Origin of the sequence: Novosphingobium sp. SG707 (assembly GCF_012275515.1) — a bacterium.
Classification (GTDB): Bacteria; Pseudomonadota; Alphaproteobacteria; order Sphingomonadales; family Sphingomonadaceae; genus Novosphingobium.
On record NZ_JAAZQL010000002.1, the window covers coordinates 657,852 to 670,222 of the forward strand.

The 12,371-nt window shown below is 65.6% G+C and carries 10 protein-coding genes; 6 read left to right on the forward strand and 4 right to left on the reverse strand.

All coding sequences use genetic code 11. The annotated features are described in order from the left end of the window. Positions 1-2: 2 nt before the first annotated feature. From FHW92_RS07870 to FHW92_RS07895, 6 genes are read left to right on the forward strand one after another with little or no spacing between them, the layout of a single operon-like run. Positions 3-1,493, forward strand: a complete 1,491-nt coding sequence (locus FHW92_RS07870; protein ID WP_168602680.1) for a sigma-54 dependent transcriptional regulator — start codon at positions 3-5, stop codon at positions 1,491-1,493. Beyond that, positions 1,490-2,560 carry an ATP-binding protein gene (locus FHW92_RS07875; RefSeq protein ID WP_168602681.1) on the forward strand — a complete coding sequence of 357 codons (1,071 nt, stop codon included), beginning with the start codon at positions 1,490-1,492 and terminating at the stop codon, positions 2,558-2,560. The genes FHW92_RS07870 and FHW92_RS07875 overlap by 4 nt, the downstream gene beginning before the upstream one ends. After that, positions 2,557-3,585 carry a HupU protein gene (locus tag FHW92_RS07880; RefSeq protein WP_168602682.1) on the forward strand — a complete coding sequence of 343 codons (1,029 nt, stop codon included), beginning with the start codon at positions 2,557-2,559 and terminating at the stop codon, positions 3,583-3,585. The genes FHW92_RS07875 and FHW92_RS07880 overlap by 4 nt, the downstream gene beginning before the upstream one ends. Beyond that, positions 3,582-5,051 carry a nickel-dependent hydrogenase large subunit gene (locus FHW92_RS07885; RefSeq protein ID WP_168602683.1) on the forward strand — a complete coding sequence of 490 codons (1,470 nt, stop codon included), beginning with the start codon at positions 3,582-3,584 and terminating at the stop codon, positions 5,049-5,051. Before FHW92_RS07880 ends, FHW92_RS07885 begins: the two co-directional genes overlap by 4 nt. Next, positions 5,051-7,300 (forward strand): carbamoyltransferase HypF, encoded by a 2,250-nt coding sequence (gene hypF / locus FHW92_RS07890; protein WP_168602684.1) that lies wholly within the window; start codon positions 5,051-5,053, stop codon positions 7,298-7,300. Before FHW92_RS07885 ends, hypF begins: the two co-directional genes overlap by 1 nt. After that, complete coding sequence (locus FHW92_RS07895) at positions 7,297-8,547, forward strand: DUF3422 domain-containing protein (RefSeq protein ID WP_168602685.1); 1,251 nt, start codon at positions 7,297-7,299, stop codon at positions 8,545-8,547. Before hypF ends, FHW92_RS07895 begins: the two co-directional genes overlap by 4 nt. A 34-nt stretch (positions 8,548-8,581) precedes the next feature. On the opposite strand, the gene FHW92_RS07900 is transcribed toward FHW92_RS07895, so the two are convergent. The 4 genes from FHW92_RS07900 to FHW92_RS07915 are packed head-to-tail and all read right to left on the reverse strand — an operon-like array spanning position 8,582 to position 12,354. Further along, entirely contained in the window at positions 8,582-9,280 is a 699-nt protein-coding gene (locus FHW92_RS07900) for a cupin domain-containing protein (protein ID WP_168602686.1), read from the reverse strand. Between the two features lie 5 nt (positions 9,281-9,285). Continuing rightward, a complete protein-coding gene (locus tag FHW92_RS07905; RefSeq protein WP_168602687.1) occupies positions 9,286-10,443 on the reverse strand; it encodes an amidohydrolase in 1,158 nt (385 codons plus the stop codon). A gap of 13 nt (positions 10,444-10,456) precedes the next feature. Next, positions 10,457-10,951: an Lrp/AsnC family transcriptional regulator gene (locus FHW92_RS07910; RefSeq protein WP_168602688.1), complete on the reverse strand. Its 495-nt coding sequence runs from the start codon at positions 10,949-10,951 to the stop codon at positions 10,457-10,459. Positions 10,952-10,965: 14 nt separating this feature from the next. Beyond that, complete coding sequence (locus FHW92_RS07915; protein ID WP_168602689.1) at positions 10,966-12,354, reverse strand: aminotransferase class III-fold pyridoxal phosphate-dependent enzyme; 1,389 nt, start codon at positions 12,352-12,354, stop codon at positions 10,966-10,968. Between the last annotated feature and the right edge of the window lie 17 nt (positions 12,355-12,371).

Sequence of the window (12,371 nt, forward strand, 5' to 3'; positions counted from 1 at the left end):
CCATGACGCAATCCGGCCTGCCCACCATCCTTATCGTCGATGACGAGATCCGCAGCCTTGAATCGCTGCGCCGCATTCTCGAGGATGAGTTCGAGATCCTGACGGCCTCCTCCACGCGCGAGGCCGAGGAGATGCTGTCCCAGCATTGGGTGCAGGTGATCCTGTGCGATCAGCGTATGCCCGAGCGCAGCGGGGTGGAATTCCTGACGCTGGTCAAGGAGCGCTGGCCCGATGTGATCCGTATGATTATTTCGGGCTATGCCGATGCGCATGACATTATCGACGGTATCAACCAGGCGGGCATTTTCCAATATGTGACCAAGCCCTGGCATCCCGACCACCTGCTGCTGACGCTGCATTCGGCCTGCCGCCTGTTTCAGCTTCAGCGCGAGAATGAATTGCTGGCGGTGGAATTGCGCATGGCTCCAAAGGCCGCCAGCGCCGTGGTGGACAAGCGCAAGGCGCAGGTGCGCCGCGCCTATGATTTCAATGACGGCATCGTGCGCAGCGCAGGCAGCCCGATGGATGATGTCTGCGGCGCTCTGGCGCAGGTGGCGCCGTTTGATGTGCCGGTTCTGTTGATCGGTTCATCGGGCACGGGCAAGGAACTGGCGGCGCGGGCTTTGCATTATGGCTCGCTGCGCTGGAACAAGGCGTTTGTGGTGGAAAATTGCGGCGCCTTGCCCGACGAATTGCTGGAAAGCGAATTGTTCGGCCATAAAAAGGGCGCCTTCACCGGGGCGATCGATGACCATATCGGCCTGTTCGAACGCGCCGACGGCGGCACGGTGTTCCTCGACGAAATCGGCGAGGTCAGCCCCGCCTTTCAGGTCAAATTGCTGCGCGTTTTGCAGGAAGGCGAGATCCGCCCGCTGGGCCATGGCCGCACGCGCAAGGTGGATGTGCGCATCATCGCGGCCACCAACCGCGATCTTGAACAGGAAATGCGCGAAGGCCGGTTCCGCGCCGACCTGTTCTATCGGCTGGCGGGCATGATCGTGCGCCTGCCCGATCTGAAAGACCGTCCCGGCGATCTGCCGGTGCTGGTGCAGACCTTGCTGGACCGGGCGATGGGCAGCATGGGCAAGCGGGTGCAGGGGGTTTCGGACGAGGCGATGGCGCGCCTTTCGGCCTATGGCTGGCCCGGCAATGTCCGCGAGCTTCAGAACGAGATCCAGCGCATGTTGGTGCGCGGGGTGGAGGGGCGCTGGCTGGGTGTGGATGTGCTTTCGCCCCATATTGCCGCACCCGCGCGCCCTTTGGCCGAGGAGCCGGTTGAGACCATGCCCGATCTGGGCGACCTGACGGGGGATCTGAAGGAGCGCGTTTGCGCGATGGAGGCCCGGATCATCCGCGAAACGCTGATCCGCCACCGCTGGAACAAATCGCAGGCGGCGCGCGAACTGGGCCTGTCGCGGGTGGGCCTGCGGGCGAAACTCGAACGCTATGGGCTGGAAAATGTCCATCCGTTGCGGGGAGTGGCGGGCCGATGATGGCGCCGGGCGGATTTGACAGGTTCGATGGGGATCGTTTCGGGGGCCGCTTCGATCCGTCCCATGTCGATTGCCCGCATGATCCGGTGCAGGAATTTGCCGCACTTGCCGATTTGGGAATGAATGGCGAGGATATGTGGATCGACGTCATCCGCAAGATGGATGATGTCTATGCCGACCTCGTCGCCAGCCAGACCGCACTGGAGGAGCGCAATATCGCGCTTGAGCGCACGCTGGCCGAACTGGACGCGGCGCATCGCAAATTGCGCCAGACCCAGCAGCAATTGCTGACCAGCGAGAAGATGGCCGCGCTGGGCCGTCTGGTGGCGGGCGTGGCGCATGAGCTGAACAATCCGATCAGTTTCGTGTTCGGCAATATGTATGCGCTGAAACGCTATGGCGGGGCGATCACGCAATATCTGGCCGCGATTGATGCCGGGCGGGGCGGGGCCGAACTGGCGGCTCTGCGCGAAAAGCTCAAGATCGACCGGGTGCTCTCCGACATCGGCCCCTTGGTCGATGGCACGCTGGAAGGGGCCGAGCGGGTGCGGGACATCGTGCAGGATTTGCGCCGCTTTTCCGCCAGCCAGCGCGAACCGCTGGAAAGTTTCAACCTTGTCCGGCTGGTGCATACGGCGGCGGATTGGGTCTTGAAGGCCCTGCGCGATCCGCCCGAATTGCATTGCGCGCTGCCCGAAAGGCTGGAGATTTCCAGCCGCAAGGGGCAGTTGCACCAGATCCTCGTCAATCTGGTGCAGAACGCCGCCGATGCTTTGCGCGACCGCGAAGGCGGCGTGATCGATATTTCCGCCGCGCAGGAGGGCGACACCATCGCCCTCTCGGTGGCCGACAATGGGCCGGGCGTGACGCGCGATCATCAGGACAAGATATTCGAACCCTTCTTCACCACCAAGCCGATCGGCGCGGGGACAGGGCTGGGCCTCTATGTCTCCTATACGATGGCGGGCAAATTGGGCGGATCGCTCGATTATGCCGATGCGCCCGGCGGCGGGGCGGTATTCACGTTGCGCCTGCCGCTGGCGGGGCCGGAAGGGGGCGAGGAATGACCTATCCCGCCGGAACCCCCACGCGTCCGCTGCGCCTGATCTGGCTGCAATCGGGGGGCTGCGGGGGTTGCACGCTCTCCCTGCTGGGCCAGCAGAAGCCGGATCTCGTCACCGCCCTGCGCGCCGCTCATGTCGAGGTCCTGTGGCACCCCTCGCTCTCCGAGGCGACCGGGGCGGAGGCGCGCGCGATCCTTGACGCCGCCGCCGATGGGACGCAGCCGGTCGATATTCTCTGCCTCGAGGGATCGGTCATCCACGGCCCAAACGGCACCGGCGGCTTTCACCTGATGGCGGGCACGGGGCGGCCGATGCGCGACATGATCGGCGCGATTGCCGCCCATGCGACCCATATTATCGCGGTCGGCTCCTGCGCCGCCTTTGGCGGCATCACGGCGGGCGGGGGCAATGCGGTGGAGGCGGGCGGGCTTGCCTATAATGGCACGCGGGCTGGAGGCTTGCTGGGTGCGGGATTTCGCGCGCGGGGTGGTTTGCCGGTCATTAATATCGCCGGTTGCCCGATCCATCCGGGATGGTTTGTCGATACTATCCTGCAACTGGCGGGCGGTACCCTGTCCGCCGCCGACCTCGACGAATGGGAGCGCCCGCTGGCCTATACTTCGCAACTGGTCCACCACGGCTGCGCCCGCAACGAATATTATGAATTCAAGGCCAGCGCCGAGGAACTGGGCGACCTTGGCTGCATGATGGAAAACCTCGGCTGCAAAGGCACGCAGGCGCGCGCCGATTGTAACACGCGGGCGTGGAACGGGTCGGGTTCGTGCCTAACGGGGGGATATCCCTGTATCAACTGCACCGCGCCGGGTTTTGAAGAACCGGGCCACAGTTTCTCGCTGACGCCCAAGATTAGCGGCATCCCCATCGGATTGCCCACCGACATGCCCAAGGCGTGGTTCGTCGCGCTGGCCAGCCTGTCCAAGGCCGCCACGCCGCGCCGGTTGAAGGAAAATGCCGCAAGGCCCACCCCCGCCATCCTGCCGCGCGACCGGCGCAAGGAGGGCGCATGAGCGAGAAGCCATCGCGCCTGATCCTCGGCCCGTTCAACCGGGTGGAGGGCGATCTTGAGGTGCGGCTCGACATCGCGGGCGATCATGTTGAGGGCGCGCGCGTCACCTCGCCGCTCTATCGCGGGTTTGAGGCGATGCTGGTGGGGCGGCCCGCTGCGGACGCGCTGACCTATGCCCCGCGCATCTGCGGCATCTGCTCGGTCTCGCAAAGCGTGGCGGCGGCCCGCGCCTTGGCCGGGGTGCGCCCCGCCGGGCTGGAGCGGCGCTTGCCCCCTGCCAATGGCCAACATGCGATCAATCTGGTCCATGCGGTGGAAAATATCGCGGACCATATCACCCATTTCTACCTGTTTTTCATGCCCGATTTCGCGCGCGCCGCCTATGCGGGCGAGCCTTGGCATCAGGCGGCGGCGGACCGTTTCACGGCGCTGAAAGGCAGCGCGGCAATCCAGATGCTGCCCGCGCGCGCTGGCCTGATGAACATGATGGGCGTGCTGGCGGGCAAATGGCCCCATACCCTCTCCATCCAGCCGGGCGGATCGACGCGGGCCATCACGCGGGCCGAACAGGCGCGGTTGCGGCTGATGCTGTCGGGCTTTCGCGCCTTTTGCGAAAATACCCTGTTCGCCGCGCCTTTGGAGACCGTGGCCGCGATTTCCAGCCGCGAAGCGCTTTACGATTGGGCGCAGGGGCGCGGGGGGGATTTCGCCCATTTCCTGACTATCGCGCAAAGGCTCGACCTGGCGCGATCCGGCGTGACGCGCCTGCGCCATATCGCGTTCGGCGCCTATGCCAGCGGGGATGGGCCGCTGTTTCCGCGCGGGATGTTCGATGCCGGGATCGGTGCGGCGGGACCTCTGCCCATCGGCGCGATCACCGAGGATGTGTCCCACGCATGGTATGCCGGTGATGGCGGCGCGCCTCGCCATGCCGCCCCCGCGCCCGATATGAGCAACCCCGACGCCTATAGCTGGTGCAAGGCCCCGCGCCTTGGCGGAAATGTGGCCGAGGTGGGGGCGCTTTCGCGGCAATTGGTGGCGGGACATCCGCTGCTGCGCGATTATGTGGCGCGCGACGGGGCCAGCGTCGAGGCCCGCGTGGTGGCGCGCATCATTGAGGTGGCGCTGGTGGTGATGGCGATGGAGCATTGGATCGCCGCCATCGACCCTGCCGCGCCTTTTCAGGACACGCGCCCGCGGCTGGACACGGGCGATGCCATGGGCCTGACCGAGGCGGCGCGGGGGAGCCTTGGCCACTGGCTGCGGCTGGATGGCGGGCGGATCAGCCATTATCAGATCATCGCGCCTACTACGTGGAACTTCTCCCCACGCGATGCCCAAGGCGTGCCGGGGCCATTGGAACAGGCCCTTGTCGGCGCGCCCATCCGCGCGGGCGAGACAGAGCCGGTTTCGGTCCAGCATATCGTGCGCAGTTTCGACCCCTGCATGGTCTGCACGGTGCATTGATGTCGGTGTGCGGGCGCAGCATCCGCGTGCGCGGGACGGTGCAGGGCGTGGGCTTTCGCCCCTTCGTCTGGCGTCTGGCGCAAGAACTTGGCCTGACGGGCGAAGTGTCGAACGATGGCGAGGGCGTGCGCATCGCGGCATGGGGCGATGAAGCGGAGCTGGACGAACTGGCGCGCCGCATTCGGGACGAGGCGCCGCCCTTGGCCCGCGTGGCGGGCATCGAGGTATGCGATGCGCCGGTTGGTCAAGGCTGGGGCGCGTTCCGCATTGTCGAAAGCGGGCAGGGCGCCACCACCACCGCCATCCCGCCCGATGCGGCAACCTGTCCAGCCTGTCTGGCCGAAATCCGCGATTCCGCAGAGCGGCGGCACGGCTATGCTTTCACCAATTGCACCCATTGCGGCCCGCGTCTGACCATCGCCCGCGCCATTCCGTGGGACCGGGCGCAGACCAGCATGGCCGATTTCCCCATGTGCGAAGCCTGCGCCGCGCAATATGGCGATCCGGCGGACCGGCGTTTCCATGCCCAGCCGATTGCCTGCCCCGCCTGCGGTCCGCGCCTTTGGGTTGAGGGGGGCGGGGGAGAACCCATCGCGGCGGCCGCGCAACTACTGCGCAGCGGGGGGATTGTGGCGATCAAGGGATTGGGCGGGTTTCATCTGGCCTGCGATGCGATGAATGCGCGGGCGGTGGCGGAATTGCGCCGCCGCAAGGCCCGCGATGCCAAGCCCTTTGCGGTGATGACCGCTCGGCCGGAGGACTTGTGCGAGGTCAGCGCCCCGGCACGCGCCTTGCTGGAAAGCGCGGCGGCGCCGATTGTCCTTTTGCCTCGCGTGGCCGATGTGCCTGATGCGCTGGCCCCGGATCAGGATCATCTGGGAGTGATGCTGCCCGCCACGCCTTTGCACCATTTGCTGATGGCCGAATTTGGCGGGCCTTTGGTGATGACCTCGGGCAATCGGTCCGACGAGCCGCAGGTGATCGACAATGCGCAGGCGCGCGAGGCTTTGGCCGGGGTTGCGGATGCCTTTGTGATGCATGACCGGACAATCGAGAACCGGCTGGATGACAGTGTTCTGGCCATGGACGAGGCGGGCGCGCCCATCCCCATCCGCCGCGCGCGGGGATATGCGCCCGCGCCCATCGCCCTGCCCTTCGACGGCCTGCCCCCGGTGCTGGCCTGCGGGGGGGAACTGAAGGCGACCTTCACCCTGATCCGGGGCGGCGAGGCGATGGTCGGCCCGCATATCGGTGATCTGGAGCAGGCGGCGGCGCTGGAGGATTATCGCGCGATGCTCGACCTCTATCGCCGCCTGTTCGATTTCACGCCCCGGATTGTCGCGGTCGATGCCCATGGCGGCTACCTCTCCACCCAGATGGGCGAGCGGATCGCGCAGGAAACGGGTGCGGCATTGGTCCGCGTGGCGCATCATCATGCCCATATGGCGGCCTGTATGGCCGATAATGGCATGGCTGATGGCGAGCATGTAGGCCTGTTGCTCGACGGGCTGGGGTTGGGGCCGGATGGCGCGCTTTGGGGCGGCGAAGTGCTGCGCGGGGGCTATCGCGGGGTTGAGCGTGTGGGCGGTTTCGCGCCGGTGCCACTGATCGGCGGAGCGGCGGCGATGAAGGAGCCGTGGCGCAATCTGCTGGCTCATCTGCGCGCGGCGTTTGGGGCAGATTGGCGCGCGGCGGCGGGGTCTTTGTTGCACCATCTGCCCGAGGAACCCAAGTTGCGCTTGGCCGAAAGCATGATCGACAGCGGCACGAATTGTCCGCCATGTTCATCGGCAGGGCGGTTGTTCGATGCGGCGGCGGCGGCGCTGGGCATCCATCCCTTGCGGATCAGCCATGAGGGGCAGGCGGCCATGGCGCTCGAAGCCTTGGCCCGGCCCTTTGACGAGGCGGCGTGGGACGTTGCGCCTGCTCTGGAATGGGGCGGATTGTGGCGGGCGCTGCTGGGCGATCTGGACGCAGGCGTTGCGCCGGGGCGGATTGCGGCGCGGTTTCATGCCACGCTGGCAAGGGCATTGGCGCATCACGCGGCTTTGGCCGGCACGCCGGGCGGCCATGTCGTCCTGTCGGGCGGGGTGATGCAGAACCGGGTGTTGCTGGCCGCGCTGCGCCGGGAAATCCGCGCGCGAGGCATGGTGCCGGTGGCGCACAAACAGGTGCCGGCCAATGATGGCGGCCTGTCGCTGGGGCAGGGAATAATCGCCGCGTTAACGTTAAGGGGGAGTGGAGAATGAGGCTCGACGAACATCCGCTGCGGCGGCAGGTGGTGGGCGAGATGCATCTGCGTCGCTGGCCCGCGATCCATGCGCCGACGCGGATCCTTCAGGTGCTGCGCCTGGTCTCGCCCGAGGAGCGGGCGGGGCAAAGGGCGATGCTGGAAAATCTGCCCATCGGCGGGCGGCTGAACCAATCGGACAATCCGCGCCATGCCGAGGGTGAGCTTGGCCCCGGTATTTCCTTTGTCTGGGAGCAGCACAGCGAGGCCTGCGGCATCACCCTGTTCATGCACGAACCCCATGCCGACCCCGCGCAGGCGCTGGCATGGATCGAGCGTTTTCCCGGACAGGTCATCCGCGCCACGCGCATCCATGTGGTTGAAAATCAGGCGCAGGCGCGCGACCTTTTGCCGCAGATGGGCTTTGTCGGCTCCGATCTTGTGTCCTGCATGATCGGCGCGTCCGGCGTGCGCCTGTGGTCGGATTTCCGCATCGGGGCCGAGGGGCTGGGCATTGCGCTGGTTTCGGCCAATGGCGCGGCGCCTGCCGATCTGGCGCGGTTGCTGCAGCGGTTTCAGGAATTGGGCAATTACCGCAATCTGGCGCTGATGGGCCTGCCGGTGGCGCAGGCCTACTGGCCCCGGCTGGACGCGGCCGAGGCGACCTTGCGCGAACTGGCCGCCGATGTGGCCAATCCCGACACGACCGACGATGCGCTGCTCGAACGGGTTTCGGTGCTCAGCCTCGATCTCATGTCGCTGTCGACCGAGACGCATTACCGGATGAGCGCGACCGCCGCCTATGCCCAATTGGTGGAGGAGCGATTGGCGGGCCTGATGCCGCGCGCCATTCCCGGCCATCCCAGCCTTGAGGATTTCACCCAGCGCCGCCTGCTGCCCGCGATCCGCACCACGCAGGCCTATTCGCGGCGGCTGGAGGATTTGACGCAGCGCGCGGCGCATTTCACCTCGCTGCTGCGCACCCGCGTCGAAACCCGGATCGAGAACCAGAACGGGCGCTTGCTGCGCTCGATGGAGCGGTCATCCAGCCTGCAATTGCGGCTGCAGCAACTGGTCGAGGGCCTCTCGGTCGTCGCGCTCAGCTATTATGGCATCAGCCTGATCGGCTATATGCTCAAGGCCGCCGAGCATCGGTTTGAACATTTCCCGGCGGCCGAGATCATGGGCGTGATGGTGCCCATGGTGGTGGTCGGCATGTGGATGGGGCTGCACCGGATGAAGGCGCGGGTTCTGGGCGAACATTGATCGCCCGGAACCCCGCCCACAGCTGTGGCGCTCCTTACTTGGGGCGATAGATTGCGAAGATCTTCGTCACGTCCTCGCGGCTTTCCCAACTGCACTGGGCGTTCTGTTCGACCATGAACAGGTCACCCTTGCGGAACGTGCCCTCGCGGCCTTCCTCGTCAATGAAAGTCACGCTGCCGTCGAGCAGATACATCAGTTCGAAATGGCGATAGGGCATCGCGCGGCGGTGATAGGGGGTGGAATCCCAGACACCGACCATGAACTCGCCGTCGGTGGAGAGGAACTGCGTGTGGTTGCGGCATTGCGGCGTGGGGCCGATCAGCAATTCGGCCAAGGGCGCACCCGAGGGGACGCGCTCGGTGGTCGGATCGACAACGGTGACGCCCGCCGCTTCGCCCGCGCCGCCGGTATAGCGCATGGTGACGACGCGGGCATGGTCCGCGCTCCAGTCAAAGCCTTGCGGGCCGGACAGGACGAGGCTGCCGCCCTTGGCTAAGGTGTGGGTCTGGCCGCCCGCGGTGATCTGCGCTTCTCCCTCGGCCACGATCAGCATCGTGTCGCCGGGCTGCGTCTGCGCGCTGCCGCTGCCCGAAAGGAGGTAGGCGTGCATTTCCACCGGGCCGCCGCGCAGGGGCAGCAGCGCCGCATCCGCGCCAAACGGTTCCGCGCCTGCCTGTGCGGTCTGGGCAAAGGCGTCGAGGTCGATAAAGGAGGGGCATGTGGTCAGATTCATGGCATTCACTCCTGCGGGGCCAGCCAATGCCGGGCCAGCGCGAGATGGAGACGCAGGCCGGTTTCCAGCACGGCGTCGTTGAAATCATAATGCGGATTGTGCAGCGGGGCCGGGCTTTCACCCACGCCTTGCCCCAGCCAGATATAGGCGCCGGGGCGGACTTGCAGCATGAAGGAAAAGTCTTCGGACGTGGCGGCGGGTTCGGGCGCGCGCCGGGCCGTGCCGACGGTTGCCGCGATGGTCAGGGCGTCCTCTGCGGCATCCGCGTCATTGATCGTGGCGGGGTAATAGCGGTCATAGTCCAGTTCGGCGCTGACCTCGAAACCGGCCTCGATTCCGGCGATGATCTGGCGCATCCGCTCTTCGATCCGGTCCTGAACGGCAGGGTCGAATGTGCGCACGGTGCCCGCCACCATCGCCTCGCCGGGGATGACGTTGTGGGCGTGGCCGCCGTGGATCTGCGTGACCGAGAGCACAGCGTTTGCGCTGGCGGGGGCGTTGCGGGCAATGATCGTGTTCAATTGCTGCACCAGCGATGCGGCGGCCAGCAGCGTGTCATTGGTGTCATGCGGAACTGCAGCATGGCCGCCGCGCCCGCGCAGGGTGATGTGGAACTTATCCGCCGCGCCCATGATCGCGCCCGCGCGCGTGGCAATCGTTCCGGCGGGCAGGGCGGGCCAGTTATGCAGCGCATAGACCCGGTCGCAGGGGAAGCGCTCGAACAGGCCATCCTCGATCATCGCGCGCGCGCCGCCTTGCCCTTCCTCGGCAGGCTGGAAGATGAAATGGACCGTGCCGTCGATGCCCGAAGGATCGGCGGCCAACGCCTGGGCCGCGCCCAGCAGCATCACCACATGCCCGTCATGGCCGCAGCCGTGAAAGCACCCCTCATGGCGGCTCGCATAGGGCAGGCCGGTTTTTTCATCGATAGGCAGCGCGTCCATATCGGCGCGCAGGCCCACGGTGCGTGAACTCGATCCATGGCGCAGAACGCCCACCACGCCGGTGCCGCCGATGCCCTCATGCACCTCCAGCCCTGCCGCGCGCAGCGCATCGGCGATTACCCGCGCCGTGCGATGTTCGGCAAAGCCCAGTTCCGGGTGGGCATGGATATCATGGCGCAGCGCCACCAATGGCGCCAGCAGCGCAGCTATGTCCGTCATGGTCTGAAGGCCCTTAAACCGAATTGCCGAACAGGCTCTGGATCGGGAAGTGATGTTTGATGAAGGGCGATTTGATCACGACATAGGAGAAATATTTCTCGATCCCGTAATCGCTTTCCAGCATCCCTTCGATGATCGACTGGTAATGCGACACGCCGCGCGTGACGAATTTGAGCAGATAGTCATAGCCGCCCGAAACCAGATGGCATTCGACGATCTCGTCCAGTTTCACGATCCGGCTTTCAAAGCGCGAAAAGTCGCCGCGCCGGTGTTCGGACAGCGTGACCTCGGTGAAAACCGTCAGAAATTCGCCCAGCTTCCCAAGGTTGAGATGGGCCCCATAGCCGGTGATATAGCCCGCCTGCTCCAGCCTTTTTACCCGCGTCAGGCAAGGGCTGGGCGAGAGGCCCACCGCATCGGCCAGTTCGACATTGGTGACGCGCCCGGCCTGTTGCAGCTTGGCAAGGATCTTGAGATCGATGCGGTCGAGTTTGGGGCCGGGCATCATGGGGCGTTTTCCTCTTATTGGCCGATTGCGGAGCGAATATCGGCCTGATCTAGCAATTGGTCGAGCGTCAATTGCACACGGTCGAAAATGATGTCCATTTCCTCGGGCGTGCAGGTCAGCGCCGGGGCAAAGCCGATGACCGCATTGGCGAAACAGCGCACGATCACGCCATTGTCCCAGGTCATCTGCGAGAGGCGATCGCCCAGCGCCAGATCGGCGGCGAAGGGCGCCTTGGTGTCCTTGTCGGCCACGAGTTCGATCGCGCCCAGCAGCCCGCGATAGCGCACATCGCCCACCAGCGGATGGCTGCGGATCGCCTCCATGCGCGCGGCGAAACGTTCGCCCACCATCACGCCATTGGCCAGCACGCCGCCCTCGCGATAGAGGCGCAGCACTTCCAGCCCCACGGCGGCGGCCACCGGATGGCCCGAATAGGTGCCGCCATGGCCCACCGGCAGCGGGCTGGCATCGGCAATCGCCTGATAGATATGGTCGGCCATGAACAGCGCGCCCATCGGGGCATAACCGGCGGTCAGGCCCTTGGCGGTGGTCATGAAATCTGGCGTCACGCCCTCGGCCTCGCAGGCGAACAATGGCCCGGTGCGGCCAAAGCCGGTGATGACTTCATCGACCAGCAGCAGGATGCCAAGCCGGTCGCAGGCTTCGCGGATGGCTTTGAGCCAGCCCACGGGCGGCACGATGACGCCGCCGCTGCCCTGAATGGGTTCGCAGCAGAAGGCGGCAACCTTGTCCGCGCCGATTTCGGCCACCTTGGCTTCCAGCGCCTCAATGGTGCTGGCGATTACGGCGGCATCGTCATCGCCATTGGGGTGGCGATAGGGATAGGGCGAGGCGATATGGTGCTGCCACTTATACGGCAGATCGAAACCGCGATGGAAATTGGGCAGTGCGGTCAAACCGGCGCCCATCGCCGAGGAGCCGTGATAGCCCCATTCGAGCGCGATGAACTCTTTCTTGTCCGGTTTGCCGATGGCGTTGAAATAGTGGACGATATAGCGCACCGCGCTGTCCACCGAATCCGAACCGCCTTGCGTGAAATAGACGTGATTGAGGCCCTCGGGCGTCAGTGCGGTCAATTCTGCCGCCAACCGGATCGCCGGTTCGCTGGCAAAGTGGAAATAGCCCGTGGCATAGGGCAGGCGGCGCATCTGCTCGGCGGCGGCTTCCACCACGCTGTCCTGACCATAGCCGACATTGACGCACCACAGGCCGGCAAAGCCGTCGATGACGCGCTTGCCTTCTATATCGGTCAGCCACATGCCGTCCCCGCTGGCCAAAACGCGTGCGCCATGCGCCTCGTGGCCCCGGAAAGAGGCCACCGGGTGGATCAGGTGATCGCGGTCAAGGTCGATCAGCGAGCGGTTGGTCAGGGTTTCGGTCATGAGGCAAACCTATGCTA

Coding starts and splice junctions, on each gene's coding strand:
- FHW92_RS07885 (WP_168602683.1), top strand. CDS start 3,582: ATGAGCGAGAAGCCATCGCGCCTGATCCTCGGCCCGTTCAACCGGGTG.
- hypF (WP_168602684.1), top strand. CDS start 5,051: ATGTCGGTGTGCGGGCGCAGCATCCGCGTGCGCGGGACGGTGCAGGGC.
- FHW92_RS07895 (WP_168602685.1), top strand. CDS start 7,297: ATGAGGCTCGACGAACATCCGCTGCGGCGGCAGGTGGTGGGCGAGATG.
- FHW92_RS07900 (WP_168602686.1), bottom strand. CDS start 9,280: ATGAATCTGACCACATGCCCCTCCTTTATCGACCTCGACGCCTTTGCC.
- FHW92_RS07875 (WP_168602681.1), top strand. CDS start 1,490: ATGATGGCGCCGGGCGGATTTGACAGGTTCGATGGGGATCGTTTCGGG.
- FHW92_RS07870 (WP_168602680.1), top strand. CDS start 3: ATGACGCAATCCGGCCTGCCCACCATCCTTATCGTCGATGACGAGATC.
- FHW92_RS07880 (WP_168602682.1), top strand. CDS start 2,557: ATGACCTATCCCGCCGGAACCCCCACGCGTCCGCTGCGCCTGATCTGG.
- FHW92_RS07910 (WP_168602688.1), bottom strand. CDS start 10,951: ATGATGCCCGGCCCCAAACTCGACCGCATCGATCTCAAGATCCTTGCC.
- FHW92_RS07905 (WP_168602687.1), bottom strand. CDS start 10,443: ATGACGGACATAGCTGCGCTGCTGGCGCCATTGGTGGCGCTGCGCCAT.
- FHW92_RS07915 (WP_168602689.1), bottom strand. CDS start 12,354: ATGACCGAAACCCTGACCAACCGCTCGCTGATCGACCTTGACCGCGAT.